At 59.1% G+C, this 19,730-nt stretch carries 5 protein-coding genes; 2 read left to right on the top strand and 3 right to left on the bottom strand.

Translation table 11 applies throughout. From position 1 onward, the window contains the following. Window position 1: 1 nt before the first annotated feature. Window positions 2-11,200 carry an SDR family NAD(P)-dependent oxidoreductase gene (locus IPM54_16480; protein MBK9261387.1) on the top strand — a complete coding sequence of 3,733 codons (11,199 nt, stop codon included), beginning with the start codon at window positions 2-4 and terminating at the stop codon, window positions 11,198-11,200. A 17-nt stretch (window positions 11,201-11,217) separates the two neighbouring features. On the opposite strand, the gene IPM54_16475 is transcribed toward IPM54_16480, so the two are convergent. The 3 genes from IPM54_16475 to IPM54_16465 form a co-directional block, all read right to left on the bottom strand. Then, the gene (locus IPM54_16475; GenBank protein ID MBK9261386.1) at window positions 11,218-17,157 is read right to left on the bottom strand and encodes a KR domain-containing protein; all 5,940 of its coding nucleotides are present in this window, start codon (window positions 17,155-17,157) and stop codon (window positions 11,218-11,220) included. 200 nt (window positions 17,158-17,357) lie between these two features. Continuing rightward, complete coding sequence (locus IPM54_16470) at window positions 17,358-17,780, bottom strand: hypothetical protein (protein MBK9261385.1); 423 nt, start codon at window positions 17,778-17,780, stop codon at window positions 17,358-17,360. A 116-nt stretch (window positions 17,781-17,896) separates the two neighbouring features. Then, the gene (locus IPM54_16465) at window positions 17,897-18,259 is read right to left on the bottom strand and encodes a hypothetical protein (protein ID MBK9261384.1); all 363 of its coding nucleotides are present in this window, start codon (window positions 18,257-18,259) and stop codon (window positions 17,897-17,899) included. Window positions 18,260-18,450: 191 nt separating this feature from the next. On the opposite strand from IPM54_16465, the gene IPM54_16460 reads away from it, so the two are divergent. Continuing rightward, on the top strand, window positions 18,451-19,593 hold the full coding sequence (locus IPM54_16460; GenBank protein ID MBK9261383.1) for a S8 family serine peptidase: 1,143 nt from the start codon (window positions 18,451-18,453) through the stop codon (window positions 19,591-19,593). Window positions 19,594-19,730: the final 137 nt, after the last annotated feature.

The following is a 19,730-nucleotide window of genomic DNA, read 5'->3' as shown; positions in this document are numbered from 1 at the left end:
CGTGTCCATCACCGAAGGAGATTACGTCAATCGGCTACGCGAAGCTCTAGGCGCTCTGCGAAAAGTGCGCAGTGAGCGCGACGATCTCCTGCGTGAAAAGAACGAGCCCATTGCGATCGTCGGGATGGCGTGTCGATTCCCTGGCGGCGGGGTCACGCCCGATGCATATTGGCAATCACTCGTCGACGGCGTCGATGCCGTGCGCAAGATTGTCCCGGAACGATTTCCGGAACATCTTCTGCCCGAGGACAAACCTGGCGCGAAGTTCGCGGCTTTTCTCGATGGGCTCGATCAATTCGATGCGTCATTTTTCGGAATTGCACCGCGGGAAGCCGAGGTGCTCGATCCTCAGCAGCGGTTGCTGCTCGAGGTGACGTGGGAAGCATTGGAGAATGCAGGCGTGCCGCAGGAGCAGCTCGGCGGCAGCAAGACAGGGATATTCGTAGGAATCACGGGGCTCGATTATCAACGCCGCGTGCTGAACGATGCGGGGCGGTTCGATATGTACAGCGCAACGGGCAACATGCTTGCGACGTCCGCAGGGAGAATTGCCTTTGCGCTCGGGCTCCAGGGTCCGGCAGTAGCATTGGACACCGCATGTTCTTCCACCTTGGTTGCCATTCATCTTGCATGCCAAAGTCTTCGTAATGGCGATAGCGACATGGCCATCGCGGGTGGTGTGAATGCAATCTTGGCATGGGAACCAATGCTCATGCTCGCAAACATGCAAGCCCTCTCTCCGGATGGTCGCTGCAAGACTTTCGATTCCCGTGCCAATGGATACGTTCGTGGCGAGGGATGCGGCCTTTTCGTATTGAAACGCCTCTCCGATGCGCAACGCGATCATGATACCATCTTGGCACAAATCAGGGGCTCGGCGGTCAATCAAGATGGTCGATCGACAGGGCTGACGACGCCAAATGTCCGCGCGCAGGAAACACTGCTGAAGCAGGCATTGGCCAACGCACGCCTTTCCCCGGAGGAAATCGACTACATCGAAACCCATGGAACGGGAACACCGCTCGGAGACCCCATCGAATTCGATGCATTGCGGCGCGTATTCGGCAAGCCACGCGCACACGGAAGGCCATGCGTGCTCGGCGCGGTGAAGACGAACCTTGGGCATCTCGAATCGGCCGCTGGCGCAGCCAGCTTGATGAAGGTAGTGCTCGCGCTGCGCAATGAATCCATTCCGAAAAACCTTCATTTCCGAGGCCTGAACCCTCGGATATCGCTCAATGAAACTCCATTTCTCATTCCGACGGACACGACGCCTTGGAAGGGCACGAATACAAGCCGCATAGCGGGAGTGAGTGCTTTTGGTTTGAGTGGCACGAATGCGCACATCATCATCGAAGAGGCCCCGCCCGAGCCATCGCGACCCGCGGCGAAAGAACCCAGCGCATACATCCTGCCACTGTCCGCAAAAAGCTCAGAAGCGCTCGAAGCAATGGCAAAAAGCCACGCCTCGAGTTTGTCGTCGAACACCACTTCCCTTTCCGACATAACGTACACTGCGGCCATGCGCCGCACGCACCACGAGTATCGACGAGCGGTCGTTGGCAAGACGCGACAAGACATCATCGAAGCGCTTGCGGCAATTTCTCGATCAGACGCAGCCAATGGCCTCGCCACGGATCAGGTGATCACCGAAGCGCCAACCCTGGTATTCGTGTTTTCTGGCCAGGGATCACAATGGGCAAACATGGGCCAGGCGCTTTTCGACGATGAGCCGCAATTTCGTGAAGCACTATTGGCCTGCGATGCGGCATTGAAGCCGCATACGGGGTTTTCCGTCCTCGACGAGATCCGCGCACCCGAAGATCGCTCCCGGATTGGTGAAACGATCGTCGCGCAGCCTGCCATATTCGCATTACAAGTTGCGCTTTTTACTTTGTTGAAATCGTGGAATATATCACCGGCCATGGTGATTGGCCATAGCGTAGGCGAAATAGCTGCCGCGCACGCGGCCGATATCTTGGAATTGAATGAAGCAGCCCGTTTGGTCGCCGTGCGTAGCCGTGTCATGCAACAAGCCACCGGGCGCGGCAAAATGGCGACCATTGGGCTGTCCGAAGTGGAAGTATCGAAAGCAATCGCGCGGTTCGGTGATCGCCTCGCCATCGGAGCGATCAACGAGCCGACGCAAGTGGTCATTTCAGGTGACAACGCGGCAGTCGATGAAATCGTTGCACAGATGAGCGGGCAGGGCGTCCAATGCCGACCCTTGCGCGTGAATTATGCGTTCCATAGCGCCCAGATGGAACCGATTCGGCAACAGTTTGCCGAGGAACTCGGCAGCCTAACGCCGAAATCCGGTTCGATTCCCATGACGAGCACCGTGACCGGCACCGATGTGCGAGGTTCGGAGCTCGATACTGCATATTGGGGCTCGAATATTCGCAATACCGTACGCTTCTCGAATGCAGTCGAGCGTGTTTGCGAAGCAGGTCATCGCTTGTTCATGGAAATCGGACCACATCCGGTCCTCAGCTTGAATATCGAGCAAATTCTGTCGTCGCGCAGCAATGGCGGTAAGGTCATTCCCACACTTCGCAGGCAGAAGGAAGATCGACTTCAACTGCTCAGTGCAATGGCAGCAGCCTATGCGCTTGGAGTGTCACCGAATTGGAAAGCGCTTTGCGGCGACGCGGGACGCAATGTCGCATTACCCACGTACCCCTGGCAGCGCAAGCGTCATTGGATTGCAGCGGCAGCCCATACGTCGGCGATTCCAGGGCGGCTAGAACAGCGAAAAGGTCGGTATTCGCTGTCCGGTACGCCCGTACAACTACCCGGCGACACGCTATTTCAGGCATTGACGATCAATACCAAGCGACAGTCGTACTTGAGCGACCACATCGTACACGGCCATGAGGTCGTGCCTGGCGCGTTTTATCTTGCCGTACTTTTGTCGATTGCAACCGACCGGTTGGGCGCCACGGCAGTTACGTTGAAGGATGTCGTCTTCATCGAGGCGCTCGCTATTGAAGGAGATACCGAGCTTTACGTGAGTCTGCGTCCTCGAGGTGCAGGAGAATATGAATTCACCGTTTCGACTCCGCTGAGCTTACCCGATGCGAACGCGGCTGGCTTCAGAGAACATGCGCGAGGATTGCTGGCTCTCGAAGCCCAGTCTCGACACGACGCCGCGGCGCTAGGTCAACGAAAAGAGACGCTCGATGTCGAGGCGTTTTTTCAAAAGCTTTCCACGCTGCGAATCGATTGGGGTCCCCGCTGGCGCTGGATTCGTGATGCGTATGTTACCACGAATGGCAGAGCCGTCGCATTGGCTCCGGTCGAGGGTACGAATCCAATCGATGCGCCGCTGCACCCCATTCTCATTGACAATAGTTTTGCCTGCGCTGGATGGCGCACGGAAAACCAGCCGCCATTGAATGAGGACACGACGCCGCATTTGCCATTGGCACTCAAAGAATTGCGGTGGTTCGGAATACCCATGGCGACGGCTCGGGCGCATTTTCGACCGAGCGTGACGGCTTCAAGCGAGACGATGCGTGGCGATATTACAATCGTCTCGGAGACGGGCGACATCGTATGCGAAATCGATGACTTCGCGCTCAAACGCGCGCCTCGACACGCATTCTTTCGACAATCGGCAAATGAATTGCTATTCGTGCCCGAGTTTCGTCCGACAAACCCAAGCACGACGAATGCATCGCTCTTGGGTGGCGGCCGATGGTTGATTCTATGCGATTCGCGCGCGCGTGTCGCTGATCTCGGCGCGCGTCTCGATGCCGCTGGTGCAACATGGCGAGCGGTTCCCCTCGCCGACGCTTCACGCAATGCGGAAACGCCGCTCGCCGCTCTGCACCACGCGTCGGCTGACGGATCGCTTTCCGGCATATTGTGCTGGTGGGGCACAGATGCGGACGCGTCGCCGGACCATGACACGCCCTCGCTGGCTGAACGAAATGCATTGATGGGTTTACATCTCGTTCAAGCGGTGCTGCAATTTGCGCGTGGTCGCACCCATCAGCAACCCTTGCGGTGGATTTGGATTACTGAAGGAGCGCAACCAGCGGAAAACCCCTCGACGCTGGCACTCGAGGTATCTCCATTGTGGGGCCTGGGCCGTGCCGTACAGCAAGAACATCCCGAGCTTGGGCTGAAGCTCGTCGACGTCGAGGCAGGTGCAAGCAGCTCATCCGGCTGCATTGAACACGAAATGGCATCGACGGACGACGAGCCGCAAGTGGTTTGGCATGGCCATCGTCGACTCGCCGCTCGGCTCGTTCACGCGCCAATGACGGAAGGCAATTCCCTTGCCACGCGTAATCTGTCACATGGCACGGTCTTGATTACGGGCGGACTCGGTGCGCTCGGATTGCGTATTGCCAATTGGCTTTGGCAGGAACATCGAGTAGGGCATTTGTTATTGATTGGGCGTCGCGCTCCTGGCGGTGGTGCATCGGAGGAGATCGCGCGTCTCGAGCAGCAGGGGGCAAAAATCACGATTGCTCGTGTGGACGTGACCGATCTCGTCGCCATCCGTGAGATTGTCGCGATCATACCGGACGATATGCCTCTGCGGGGCGTCGTCCATGCTGCGGGCGTGCTCGACGATGGAGTGCTCGCCGAGCAAAGCGATGCGCGATTCAGCCAGGTGTTTGCACCCAAAATGCGCGGCGCGTGGAACTTGCACGTCGCCACGCGCGAAATGCCGCTGGATTTCTTCGTCCTGTTTTCATCGATCGCGTCCTTATTTGGTAGCGCAGGTCAAAGCAATTACGCTGCGGCCAATGCGTTCCTCGATGCTCTCGCCTACGGGCGCCGAGCGGCGGGGCTTCCGGCGTTGTCTTTGAATTGGGGCCCATGGGCCGAAGGTGGAATGGCCACCCGGCTTTCAGAAGCAATGCTCGCGCGCATGCATCGCAAGGGGATCCTGGCGCTGGAGCCCAATCGAGCCCTCGGCGCATTGGGCATGTCATTGGCGCGCCCCGAGCCTCAGATTGCAATTTTCGCACACGATTCATCTGCCGCAGCGCGCACATATGGAAACCAAGTGCCTCCCATGTGGCGGGCAATCATTTCGACGGCCACGACAGAACGTAAACCCTCGGCAGCAGCAGCAGCATCGAACCAGTGGCTGGAGCAGCTCGCGCGGCTGAACGTCGCCGGACGCAAAGCCAACGTGGAAGCCGCAATATGCGCCGATGTTGCACGCGTGCTCGGATTGAGCTCGCCGAACGAAGTGCAAAAGGACCGACCGCTCCAGGAACAAGGGCTGGATTCTCTGATGGCAGTGGAATTACGCAATGCCATTGCAGCTCGAATTGGAAAATCGTTGCCTGCGACGCTCGTATTCGACCGCCCGACCGTGCATGCCCTCGTCGACTATCTCGTTGGAAACATATCGGAGCCGGCAAAGCAGCCCGTAGCCAACCGCCCCGCGGCCATTCCCACGACGAATCAAGCCATTGCAATCATTGGCGTGGGCTGCCGATATCCGGGCGGCGTGCGCGATTTGGAAACTTTCTGGCACGTGCTCGATCAAGAGATCGACACGATACGCGTCGTGCCGCGCGAGCGTTGGAATGTCGACGATTATTACGACGCTCGGCCGGGTGCAGCCGGCAAAATGAATACGCGTGAGGGTGGATTCCTCGAGGGCATCGAGCATTTCGATCCCTATTTCTTTGGAATTTCACCGCGCGAAGCCACCATGATGGATCCTCAGCAGCGGCTGCTTCTCGAAACGACATGGGAAGCACTCGAACATGCCGGAATTCGCGCCTCCGATGTGTCCGGGACCGATGCCGGCGTATTCGTGGGATTGATGTACCACGAATACGAAACACTGGTTGGGGATTCATTGGAATTGGTCGATGGTCATTTGGGCACCGGCACGGCCGGTAGCGTTGCATCAGGACGATTGTCTTATGTGCTCGGACTGAGCGGCCCCAGCATGACCGTGGATACGGCGTGCTCGTCGTCGCTCGTTACCGTGCATCTCGCCGTGCGAAGTTTACGTTCCGGCGAATGCTCGATGGCGCTCGCGGGAGGCGTCGCGCTCATGCTCACGCCGACGACCCACGTCGCATTCAACAGAATGCAAACATTATCGGCGGATGGTCGCTGCAGGCCCTTCGATGCAGCGGCTGGTGGAATCGGCTGGGGCGAGGGCTGCGGCATGTTCGTGCTCAAGCGGCTCTCGGATGCCGTCCGGGATGGTGATCGGATTTTGGCCGTCATTCGGGGAACGGCGGTCAATCAAGACGGCCGAAGCAATGGGCTCTTGGCCCCCAACGGTTTGGCACAGGAAAAGCTCATTCGACGAGCGCTCGAGGACGCCGGCGTGGCACCTGCCGACATCGACTACGTCGAAGCATTCGGCGCTGGGACCACAATGGGGGATGTCATCGAGGTGCAGGCGCTCGGAGCCGTCTTTGGCGCCGATCGACCACCCGAGCGGCCGCTGCTCATTGGATCGGCAAAGTCGAATTTCGGGCACACCCAGGCCGCGGCGGGAGCCGCGGGACTCATCAAGACCGCGCTCGCAATGCAGCACGGAAAGATTCCGCGTTCGCTCCACTTGACGGAGCCGAATCCGAATATCCCGTGGTCCGATTTGCACATAGCCGGCGCTATCCGTGCAATACCTTGGCAAGAGCAAGGAAAACCACGCCTCGCTGGAGTAAGCTCCTTTGGGTTGAGCGGGACGAACGCGCACATCATCCTCGAAGAGGCCCCAAGGACAGAAGACCGCACCATTGCCGACGCTTTGGGCGAATACATCATTCCCCTTTCGGCGAAAAAACCCGAGGCGCTCCGTGCGCTTGCCGATTCGTATGCGCAGTGGCTTGCCAAAGAACCGAACGTACGAATGCGCGACGTCGCGTTCACGGCGAGCGTCCGCCGCATGCATTACGACCATCGGCTTGCGTTCTTTGCACGAACGCCTGAAGAATTTTCAGAACTTTTGGCGTCGTTCGTTGCAGGCAAAGCCGCCTCTCGAATCGTGAAAGGACGCGCGGCGCCTCGAAGCGCTCACCCGATTGCATTCGTGTTTTCCGATCTCGATTCTGAAACCTTTGGTGCACGAAAAACACTATTCGCCGAAGAGCCGAGCTTTCGTGACAAGATCCTCGAAATTGATGGATTCGTGCGGCAAAGTGCCAATTTCACCATTCTCGATGAATTCAAAGCCGTACGGGAGCCTCCTCATGCCCAGCAGCCAGCCGCCGCGGAGCTGGTCATGTTCGCATTCCAGGTCGCCCTCGTGGAGCTATTCGGATCGTGGGGCATTTTTCCGAATTCCGTCATTGGATATGGTGCTGGCGAAATAACGGCTGCGCACATATGTGGAGCCATGTCTCTCGAAACCGCTTTGCAACTCGTCATCGCACGAGGAAAGCTCCTGCAGGAAGTGACTGGCACTGGAGCAATGGCATGGGTGGCGTCATCGGTGCCAGAGACGATGCATTTAATCGAAGGGCAGGAGTCCAAGTTGTCGATTGCGGCCGCGAACGCTCCGCAATCGGTGACTTTGTCGGGTGATTCCTCGGCGCTCGATTCCGCGCTTGCAGAGCTCGGCCGTCGGAACGTGGCCACGCGCAAGCTGCCAATGAATTACGCTGCCCATCATGGTCCGCTCATGGGTTCCGTCGCGCGCAAGCTGGTTGCAGCAATCGGCCGGCGCGAAGCCAAAAGCGGCGCCTTGACGATGTACAGTACGCTGACGGGCAAGCGAATCGACGCCGCCGCGCTCGTCGCCGAATACTGGGGTCTCAACATGATTTCGATGGTGAACCTGGCTGGAGCCGTCGACGAAGCCCTCAAAGATGGCTGCGAGATTTTCATTGAAATCGGATCCCATCCGATCCTCGCGGCAAGTCTCGAGCAATGCGCTGCCGAACGAAAAATGGAAACGCGCGTACTGCGAACGCTCGATCCCGACCGCACGGAGCTCCTGTCGAAGGCCGAGATGCTCGCAACGCTGTTTGTCGATGGCATCGACATCGATTGGAAAAAGTTGAATGCCGATGACGGCCGTGTCCTTTCATTACCTACCTACCCCTGGCAACGCGAAAGATTCTGGATCGATCGGCCGAGGAAAGCCCCGCAGGCCGTTTTGCCTGCAACGGAAGGCGAATTCGGGCATGCGCCTGTCGAAATGGGCGAGCTTCCCGAGAAACCATCGGTCGAGTCGCCGCTATCCATCCAAGATCCATTTGCCGATTCATTCTTCGAGGTCGTATGGCAGCGGAAGGACTTCCCGCAAGCGCCGCCAAGCATCGAATGGAAGACCGGTCCTTGGCTCGTGATCCTCGATGGTGATGGATTTGGAGCCGCGCTCGCCGACCAATTGCGCGCGCGCGGCAGCAGAGTCGTGGAAATCCTCGATGGCGAAAGCTACAAACGCCTCGTCGGTGATGGTTATCGTCTCGATACGACCAATCCACAGCACTGGGAAAAATTGCTGGCGGCGGCATTTGGAAAACTGGGCTGTCAAGGGGTCATCCATTGTGGTGCGCTCGACGCGACACCATGGAAGGAGACCACGAACGGGACACTTGCCGCTGACGTCCGCCGAGGGCCACTTTGCGCATTGCGTGTCACGCAAGCCATTTTGAAGCAGGATTGGCGACAGACACCCAAACTGCATTTCATCACGCGGGGCGCGCAGTCGATTGATGTAGCCGCAGATGCTCCGGCGGTTTCACAATCGACACTTTGGGGTTTCGGACGGCTCATTGCAATGGAACACCCGAACCTCGGGTGCGTCCGAATCGACCTACCTGCGACAGCGATGACCGAGGAGGTCGACCTCGTATTGCGCGAGCTGTTTGGGCGAGACGAAGAGGATCAAATTGCATTCCGGCCCGATGGTCGCTACGTCGCACGGCTCGAAAGGGGCCAGTGGGACAGTATTGGAACGGCATCGGCGCAGCATTTGCCGGCGGCAATGCGCCCATACGTGCTGGAAATCGATCAACCGGGAATATTGGACGGGCTCGCATTGCAACCCCTGGACCGCCGGGCGCCTGGAGCCGGCGAAGTAGAAATCGAAATTGAAGCAGCGGGCCTGAATTTCATCGATGTGCTCAAAGCCATGGGAATTTACCCCGGCATGGATCGAAAAGCCTTGCGCCTGGGCGGTGAATGCTCGGGGCGAATCGTCGCCGTTGGAGATGGCGTGACGCACCTGCATGTCGGTCAAGCCGTCATGGCATCCGCTGCATCGAGCTTTGCGACGCATGTAACGCTACGCGCCGATTTCGTCGTACCAAAACCGCCCGGACTATCATTCGAGCAAGCGGCGACGATTCCTTCCGTCTTCATGACCATTTACTGGGCCCTGCATCATGTCGCACGACTACGGCGAGGCGAACGAATCCTGATACACTCCGCGACCGGGGGCACGGGCCTGGCAGCCATTCAATATGCGCGATCGGTCGGAGCAGAAGTGTTCGCCACGGCTGGCAATGATGAAAAACGCGCGTACCTACGGTCGCTCGGCATCGAGCATGTCATGGATTCGCGCTCGCTTGCTTTTGCCGACGAAGTACTTGCCAAAACCCAAGGGCGCGGCGTCGACGTCGTATTGAATTCGCTGACTGGCGACGCGCTGGTGAGGAGTCTCGAAGTGCTCGCTCCTTATGGGCGCTTTTTGGAAATTGGCAAAAAGGACATCTATGGCAATAGCCAGCTAGGATTGCTGCCTTTCCGCAAGGCGCTATCGTATACCGCTATCGACCTCGTGGGCATGGCCGCGGATCGCCCCGACCAATTCGCCGCATTGCTCGACGAAGTGGCGCGACTGTTCCAAGACGGTACTTTCCAGCCGCTTCCCCTGACCGTGTTTGCGGCAAGTGAAGCCGATGCGGCATTTCGCCTGATGGCACAAGCTCGACACATTGGTAAAATCGCCATTCGTATGCCCGATCCCAAGGCGACGATTTCGATTACGCACTCGCGGCAAGCATCGATCCGCGCCGATGGCACGTACCTCATTGCAGGCGGCCTTGGTACGTTGGGTCTGTCGTTGGCGAAATGGATGGTGCAACGGGGAGGTCGACACATTGCGCTCGTGTCCCGGAGTTTGCCAAACGAAACCGCGCGCGCTGTGATTCGCGAATTGGAGAATTCAGGCGCCAGCGTACGCACGTTCCAAGCGAACATCGCCAACCGAACCGAATTGGACAGCGTCGTGTCGCAGATCGATCATGGTATGCCGGCATTGCGTGGTGTGGCGAATGCTGCCGCCATTTCGGCGGATCGAACCCTTTCGAGCATGGAAGAAGAGCTATTCCTCAAACCATTGGAGCCCAAACTGTTTGGCGCATGGAACCTGCATGCTGCCACGCGAGATCGGAAGCTCGACTTTTTCATCACCTTCTCGTCCGCAACCAACCTTCTAGGTTTGCCGGGGCGGGGCAGCGAAACGGTCGCGGATGCCTTTGCCGACGCTCTTTGCTTCGCCCGAATAGCTGATGGATTGCCCGCTGTGACCATTCATTGGGGGGCGATTGGCGACGCCCATGGCGCGACCGCCGATGGCCAAACCCAGCGAGTCACGTCTTGCGGAAGCGAACGGTTCACGCCCGAGGAGCGAAGTGCATTCTTTGCAAAAGTGCTCGAGCGTCCGCGCCCGATCGTCGACGTGTTGCGCATCGAGCATGAAAACGCGCGCGCAGCATTTCCGCAATTGGTGCGATCACCGTTTTCCCGCGACATCCTGCTCGAATCGCCGCCTCAACGGGATGAACCTGCCCCGCAGCCGCCACATACGGTTCGATCCTCGAATACGCTCCTCGATACGCTGCAACAAGCCCTGCCCGAGGATCGCATCGTCTTGCTCGAGGAACATTTGTGCACGCGAATTGGGCAAGTGTTGCGTATGGATCCCAATCGCATCGATCGAACTGCGCCGTTCTCGAACCTCGGAATGGATTCCTTGATGAGTCTCGAGCTGCGTAATCGTCTCGAATCCGACTTTGCACTAAAACTGCCGGCTGCGCTTCTATTCGCTTACCCGACTCCGGCTGCGCTGGCTGAACAACTGGTCGAGCAATTGCCGTTCGCGCCACCGCAACCTCCGCCGCCATCGCACGCTCAGCACGCAGTCCTTGCCTTTACGGAAACGTCGCACGCGGACGAAGGAGGCGATGTGGAGGACGATATCGAAGCGCGACTCGAGGCGAAACTCGCAATGCTGGGCAAATACCTGGACTGATGGGCAAAAGCGGAGGGTCAGCCTCCAAGTGCGTCTTGTAAAACGCGAGCAAATTCGGAGACTGCGGGCGCCACGATGGCGTTGAAGTGATTACCCGCGACGTCGCAAACGCGCACCGGTCGAGTACACAGAGCTTGCCAACCCAGCGTTGGATCGTCGGTTGCCAAGCCGCTGCTGGCTACGGCTTGCGCAGTCATGCGAGTGCGAATGAGCGTAACGGGCCCTGAATATGGCTCTGGAACGTAGACCTGTATCGCGCTCAAATGGGCCCGATAAACTCCCAATTGCGCAGCGGATTCACCAACCGATGACGGCAACATGAGCAGCTCGCCCATGGCTTGCGCCATTTGTGATGCTTGCTCCGCGGGAGCGAGCGAATCGAAGCCCATTTCTTCAATCGGTAGATCGAAAAGACGCGCCATGATCGCGAGAGGCGACGTGCCGTCGTGGCGCTGCCCGAGCGGGGGAATGTCCCCCAAAATGAGCGCCCCAACCACCTCGCCCGCTCGACTGAGAACGTGTGCCATTTCAAATGCGACGAGCGCGCCGAACGAGTATCCACCGAGCAAATACGGACCCTTGGATTGCGCTTTGCGCATCTCGTCCACGAACCGCGCAGCGAGAACAGGAATGCGATCGCACGGAGGGACATCGGTATCGACACCAGGCGCATTGAACGAGAAGAAGGGTTGATCTTTTGAAATGTGCTGCACCAGCGATTGAAAAATGAGGGCCGAACCCATGATTGGAGGCGCAAAAAAGAGCGGCGGCTTGGCGCCCTCCCGATTGAATTCAACGAGCAACCCTCGGCGACTCACAGGACCCATCACCGCATCCTCGTCGGCAATTCGCCGATCGCGACGCAGAGTAGCCACGACGCGGCGCGAAAGCGATTCGATGGTGGGGTTTTCGAGCAACGCATTCGTGGGAATGTTCACCCCGAGCGCACCCGTAATGCCCGTGAGCACCTGAACGCTCATGATGGAATCCATGCCGAGCGAGGCAAGCTCCCGGTCGTGCGCAATGATGTCGTCCGGATCCGTGCCCAAAACGCGTGCAATTTCGCCGCGAATGACGTTTTCCACGAAATGGCGCGCCTGCTCGGGCGGCGCGCCCACGATGCGACGTTGCATGGCGGCTGGACCCGTGCGCACATTGCGGCCGCCCACGAGCCCCTCGACGAGCGATCGGCCCGTGCTGTTACCTCGCGCCAAGTCGAACAAATCCCAATCCACCCACGCAGCCGTCGCCACAGAATGCCGATACACGACCAGCCGCTCCATGGCCTCCAGCGACAGCGCCGCCGGCATTGCCTGAAATCCCGCTGCGAGCAACTGATTTTCCAGGTCCGTGCGGCCAGGCCGAACTTCATTGGGGAATGCAATGTGAACAGCGGTTCCCGGAAGCCCGATACGATGTCGCATGCGAATGACGGCGTCGGCAAATGCAGACGCAAATGCATCCGCACCCACGCCATCCCACCCCAATGCAGACGTAATGGATGAAAATGTAACGAAGAAATCAACAGTGTGCCGCAGCGTCGCCAAGTGAAATGCCCACATCGGCAATGATTTTGCGCGCATTGCTTTTTGAAATATGGCCGTCGCATCCGCGGTCGCAAGGTGATGGATGTTCTGATCCATGGTCCCTGCGGCATCAATGAATCCACCAATGGGCGGATTCGCCTCGGATACGATTCTCTCGATGGCACCCACGTCCGCGAAATTCACGCGAGAAACGAAGACGGCAACACCTTGCGCATCGAGCGTCCGCGTGAGGTTCGCCAATGCATCAGACGCTCCTTGCACATCGGATGCACCATCCTCCGGCGAATCCATTTCCACGAGCAGCAACTTTCGTGCGCCTCGATCCGCCAGCCAACGCGCAACTTCGCTGCCAAACGGGCTTTTTGCACCCGTGATGACGTACGTTCGGTCAGGACGAAGCGCAAGTGGTTGCTGATGGGGAATGGGAATGCGGGCCAGGCGAGCTACATGGGTTTTCCCAGCTCGGAATGCCATGTGGTCATCGATGCCGAATGTAACGAGCGCCTGGGCCAAGCGAGCCGCCTCGGCATCGTCATCGGCCGGATCGAGGTCAATGAGACCACCGCGCATATCGGGGCGTTCCAACGACAGCACGCGCCATGAGCCCCACAGTGCTGCTCGAGCGATCGCGGGCGCCGTTTCTCCAATGCATTGCGCGCCGCGGGTCACGAACCAGAGCCGCGGAACGTACACTTGCGCAGCAAGGCGATCGATGATGCTCAGCGTCGTCGTAGCTTCGCGCGTGAGAATGTCGTCGAGCGTGGAGACAGGCGTTTGATCGTTCGTCACGCCATCGAGCGCACCGAGGTATACGACGCCATGGAACGGACCGGAGACGCCGAGGACCAGATCCAATTTGTCGACATGCTTTTCGATGTCCGCTGCGGGAAACGTGACCACGGTTTGATTCGCGGATTGTAAATGCAAGGTCAGCGCCGCACCAATACCGCCCGCATCTGCGAGAATGAGCCATCTGCGCCGAGCCGCCTGTTGCGTGGTCGACGGCGGTTTTTCTTTCCAAACAAAATCGAACATCGCGTCTTCGAGCGAATCTTTTCCCGCCGCATGAAGCGCGGATGCGGGATCTTGTGCGCGCAGGTCGATTCTCCTGACGGATGCCGTCAACGTGCCTTCTTCGTCGACGAATTCGGCGGACATGCGAGCTCGATAACCGTCATTCGCGAGCCAATTCAGGCGCAGCCACAACCTGCCGACGGGCGCCGCCGACTTCATCGCAAATCCCTCGACCGCCTCGATCATCCACCAGCGGCCGTATGCCGCGGGCTGAGAAATCGACGAAATGGCGATGGCGGCTCGAGCAAAAGCGCTGGCGGCTCGTGGATTGGCCAGCGAAACATGCGCCAACGTTTCGCCATCCCGACGCCATAACTGCTCGATACGAAACGCTTCCGCATCCAGGCCAAACAACTCGAGTCGATTTTCCCACCAGGCGGACGGCACGCTTTGTCGTCGTCCAGGCCGCATGCTTGGCGGGGCGATATCTTCATCATCCGTCGGCGCCACGACGGGTTCGGCGGTGCCATTGGCTACACGTTTCCATGGGGCGCCCGAGCGCGGCCGGAAAAAAATGCCAATGGATACTTTCGAATCGGCTTGGGGAGTCGCAATGATCTGCACCGTCGCGGAGGCAGCGTCATCGAAGGCGGGCGGGTCACCGAGCGAAAGGTTCATTTCCCAAGGCGTATTGCCCAAACTCTCACGCGCAGCCATTCCGGCCATTTCCACGATGCCGCCCGATGCGAGCAAAGAGACCGTGGAAATGCATTGTTCGCCGATGGCTCGACGACTGGTATCGTCCAAGATGTTTTCCCACGTGCGAACGTCGGGCTTGTCAGCTCGTGCTTCCAGCGCGCGACCAAGCAGCGGGTGTTCATGGGCGACCACCCGCTCCGTCGTCGATGCATTGGCCTTGCCAAACCAATGACGTTGCCGCTGGAATGGGTACGTCGGCATGGCGATTCGACGATATGGATGCGGCCCGTCCAATCCTTCCCACCGAATGGAAAATCCGCGAACGTAAAGCCCTGCAAGGCTCTCGAGCAGCGCTCGGTAAACGGGCACGCGCGGCCGCAACGAAGGAAAGACATGCAATGCATTGCGACCTTCGGTCGATCGCCCCATTTTCGTCGGACTGGGACCAATCTCGAGACAAGCGTCACAACCAAGCGATGAAATCCGCGAAATGATGCGTTCCCAGTCGGTGGTGGTGGCGAATCGCTGCGTCCAATACGTCTTGGTGCCCAGGGATGCACTCGAAGAAGCATCACCAAGGCTGGGTAGAAACGTGTGCCTCGGCGCCTTGACCACAATACGCGACAACTCCCTCGAAAGTTGCTCGTGCTCTCGACCTTGACTTTGCTCGAATCGAGCGAGCGCCACGGCGAGACCAAGAGCAGACGAAAGATCCAGCGCGCCGGCAGCCCACGCGGCGACGCATTCCCCGATACCATCGCCAGCAACCACGGCAGGCTCGAATCCCCACGAGCGCCATAGCTCGACGAGTGCATATTGGAGAAGAAACAACGCGATATCTTCATCGATGGAAGCTTGCGGCGACGCATCGGAGTTTTCGGCTTCGAGGAGGTGTGCAACGCGCCGACCGACGAGCGCGTGCACGGCATCGTCTGCGTGTCGTAATGCATCCCGAAGCGCCGGCGGAACGGCTCGAACGGCCCCCAGAATGGCCCGCACTTGGGCACCTCGTCCCGTGAACACGAATGCGATACGCCGACGTGCAGAAATGTTTTCGACATGCCCCGTCAGATACGCGCTGGCCACTCCATCGAGATAATCGCTGAGTTGTCCGGTCGCGTCGGCGGACGTGGCCACGACCGCTGCAAAGCGATGATCGAAGTGCATGCGCCCCGCGCCGAGCGTATGACATTGGTCCCCCAGCGGAAGCTCGGCATGTGCAGCAAGATGCCGCAATGACTGCTTTGCTTGATCACGAAGCGCATTGCTCGTTTTCCCAGACAATACGAATAGATGAAAAGGTCTTTCGATTTTGTCTTGCGCGCGATGCGTGATGGGGGGTTCTTCGAGCACGACGTGCGCATTCGTCCCGCTCAGCCCCGTCGCGCTCACGCCGACGAATCGCGGCACGTTCGTGCGTTTCCACGCCATTTCTTCAACCGGAATCACGAGCGACGTGTCGCTGATGTTTGCGTGAGGCGTGAGCGATTCGAAATTCAAGTTGCGCGGAATGGTGTCGTGGCTCAAAACCAGCACGGCTTTGATGAGTGATGCCATGCCCGATGCTGCTTCGGCATGGCCAATGCACGACTTGACGGAACCGAGCACGCAATGGCTGCCGTCCTTTCGTGGTTGCCCGAGGACTTGTCGCAAAGCTTCGAGCTCGACGGAATCGCCAAGAGGCGAGCCGTTGCTATGCACCTCGACATACCCAATTTGATCGGCGGCCACGCGCGCATCTTGCAATGCCGCACGAATGACGTCGGCCTGCGCCTGACCATTCGGCGCGGTGAGACTCATTGCCCTGCCATTTTGATTTGCCGCCGAGCCTCGGATGATCGCATGAATTTGATCATCGTGCCGATGGGCATCCGAAAGCCGCTCGATCAAAATGAAACCCGCCCCCTCGGCCCGAACGTATCCGTTGGCGTGCGCATCGAACGTTCGACAACGCCCATCCGGGGACAAGATTTGTAGGGATGCGAGCAGATTCGACGTTTCCGGGGATAAAATGAGGTTGACCCCCCCGACGAGCGCCATGTCGCATTCGCCTCGACGCAAGCTTTGACAAGCCAGATGCAATGCGACGAGGGATGATGAGCACGCGGTATCGACGCTCATGGAGGGGCCACGCAAGCCCAAGTGATAAGCGATTCGGCTCGCGGCAAAAGACGACGCATTTCCCGTGATCACGTAGGGCCGCGGCTCGGTCGTCGACCCGGCGACCAAATCACTGTATTCGCGTGATGAAATGCCGACGAAGACGCCGGTCTTGGTACCGGTCATGCGACTCGGTACGACACCTGCATTTTCCACCGTTTCCCATGCAACTTCCAAGAGAAGGCGCTGCTGGGGATCCATGTCGGCAGCTTCGTGGCGGCCGAGTCCGAAGAATTGGCCATCGAATTGATCGATGCCTTCCAAGAGCCCGGCCCAATGTGCTGCTGGCTGCGGCGCGGTTCTCGAAACCCCCCAACGCGCCGCCGGAACTTCGATGATCGCGTGAACACCCGCTCGAAGCGCGTGCCAAAAGCTCGCCGGGTTCGATGCTCCACCGGGAAACCGACAACCCATGCCGATGATGGCAATCGGCGCAAACTTCGCCCGCTCGGCAGCCGCGAGCTTTGCCTCCATTTTTTCGAGTGCATGCAAAGCACGCTCGAGCGTCGAGCCTCCGGAGGACGGGCGTGTCGCCATTGCAATCCCCTCAATACCTCACATCACCGGGCGCCGCCGTTCGAAAAATGCCACACCCCTTGCTCGAAAATCGCCGCGCGACTCGAGCATGCAACACCGTGATACGGACGACCATTCAAGTGCCGCGAAAACACCAATATACAATTGATTCACGAAAGCAGTGATTTACGGTGCCGCCGCGACGAGCAACCTCATTTGATCTAGCTCGTTACACCGCATTCAAGCCCAACCTTGACGATGTCGAGATTGAGTTTGACATAAAAATTGATGTAAAATCGGCCTATTTTCTCCCGATTTTTTTCCGACGCCTGAGGGACGATGACATTGTACACGAGCACGGCGTTCATCGTCATTTGGCCAACGAGAGCGGACAGGGGTTGACCCTGAGCAAAGATCCCCGGCCACACCGAATTAATGAATACGTCGCGAATGTCGGTGCCGGCCCCCTCGAGCTCTTCGACGATCATGGCACCTGCGCCATCGACCATCTGCAGAAGGTCATCGAACGTGTACTTTTTCACCGGCAGATGCGGGTTTTGTTCAATCCCCTCGAGGACTGCCTTGGCGATGGGTTCCCTGCTCGCTCGCCACAACTCAACGGCTTCCTGTGCCCACTCTTCCATTGGCCCCTCGTACCATGGTGTCCTCCTGTCTACAAGCGGCATATGCGTGCGCTTCGGTGCATCGAGATGCCAGACACCCTTCGCGCCTCGCGCGGAAACGTACGCCATCGCTCAAATTACGAACGCCCCGTCAGCGCCGATGACGTCGACATTGCGTCCGTTGCCATCGAGCAACTTATCGGCACGACTCGCGATACCTCACGAAACCCGCTGCGGGCTTTGCGCGCACAGGCCCCGCCACACGTGCACCGATGCCCCCACACGCTCGCTCGAAAACGCCTCCAGCCACGGCAACGCTGCCCCGCTCGATGCTCCGCCGGAAACGTGCGCGCCATGTCGTCCGTCGGGTTTACGAGCCGTGCTGCCGTCGACTCGGCGAACGCCCCCAGGTCGTCGCACACGTCACGCAAGCCGTCCACGCCTGCTTCGATGTAGAGCCCGAGCGTTTCTTTGGTGCCCAAACGAAGCATGTCCACCATCGAACGAGGTTCGTCCAAACGCTCGCTGCGGATGCGTTTGTTTCGACAAACTGGCATCATGGTCGGCTTGCGCGCGGCGGCACTTCTACAGAGACAAACTCGGATCAAGCCGCAAACACTCCGCAAAATCAAGCTCGCTTCCGTGCGAAGTTTGCTTTCGTCGTCGCCTCGGTGCATAGCCCTGCGCTCAAATGTCTCGTCCGCAGCTCCTGTCCATCCCCGAACGCATCGATGCATCACCGCGCTTCACCGGCCGCGGCGTGACGATCGCCCTCGTCGATAGCGGTTTCTACCCACATCCCGACCTCATGCGCCCCAAACGGCGCATCAAGGCATACGCGGACGCAACGCGCGACGAAGCGGTTGCCGACGAGTTCTTCACGCCTCGCGCGTCATCGTGGCACGGCACGATGACCGCCTGCACCGCCGCCGGAAATGGCTACGTTTCGGGGGGGCGATACCGCGGACTCGCGCCTGACGCCGAAGTCGTGCTCATCAAGGCGATGTCGATCGAAGGGCGCATCAAAGGCAAGGACGTCGCGCACGCGATCCGTTTTCCGCTGCGCTACCCGCACTTGAAAATCCGCGTGATGAACGTGTCGCTTTCGACAAGCGATCCTGATCTGCAAGCCGAAGTCGAAGCAGCCGTCGAAGAAGTCGTCGCCGCAGGGATCACCGTCTTTGCCGCTGCGGGCAATGCGCCTGGTCGCGCTCCTCGCGCACCGGCGTCATCGCCGCACGCCATCACCGTCGGAGGCCTCGACGACAAGGGCGAACGCGAAGGAGAAGCCGATGCCTCGCTTTGGCCATCGAGCTACGGGACGATCCGCGAAGGCTTGGACAAACCCGACCTCGTCGCACCGGCGATTTGGGTCCCAGCGCCGATGCTTCCCGGAACGCTCGTGGCGCGCGAAGCGATGACTCTTTTTCAACTTCTGTCGGTGCTCGAAGAATTGTCCGTCGAACAGGGTTTTTCCGAGCAAAAGCAGCGTGCGACACGCGAGGAAATCGCGTCCGTCAATGGGCTCATCCAGGCGGTGTCGGCACGTATCAATCGGCAAAAGTACATTTCGGTCGATTACCAACACGTGGACGGTACGTCGTTTGCCGCTCCCATTGCCGCCAGCGTCGCGGCTCAAATGCTGGAAGCAAACCCGAATCTGACGCCGGCTCAAATTCGCGAAGGGCTTCTCGCGACGGCCGCGCCGATGCCGCAATATCCCAAAATACAGCAAGGCGCAGGGCTTCTGAGACCTCGCCAAGCGGTGATGTGGGCGCAGCAAAAGAAGGACGACAAGACCGTCGCCGCCGTCGAAGAAGGCGCTCTCGAATAGGGAGCGGGTCTGGACTTGGACGCTCGCTCCGCGCGCGTGGGACGCGCGCTACGCGAGGCTAGTCACGATGGGGGGCTCGCAGGCGGCCCTATAAGTGTTTTTGCCAAAGGCAAAAACACGGGCCGACTGCTCTGCCC

The sequence above is a fragment of the Polyangiaceae bacterium genome, from assembly GCA_016715885.1.
Taxonomy (GTDB): domain Bacteria; phylum Myxococcota_A; class Polyangia; order Polyangiales; family Polyangiaceae; genus Polyangium.
Note: the sequence above shows the minus strand (reverse complement) of the source record. Positions and strands in the feature narration are given on the sequence as shown.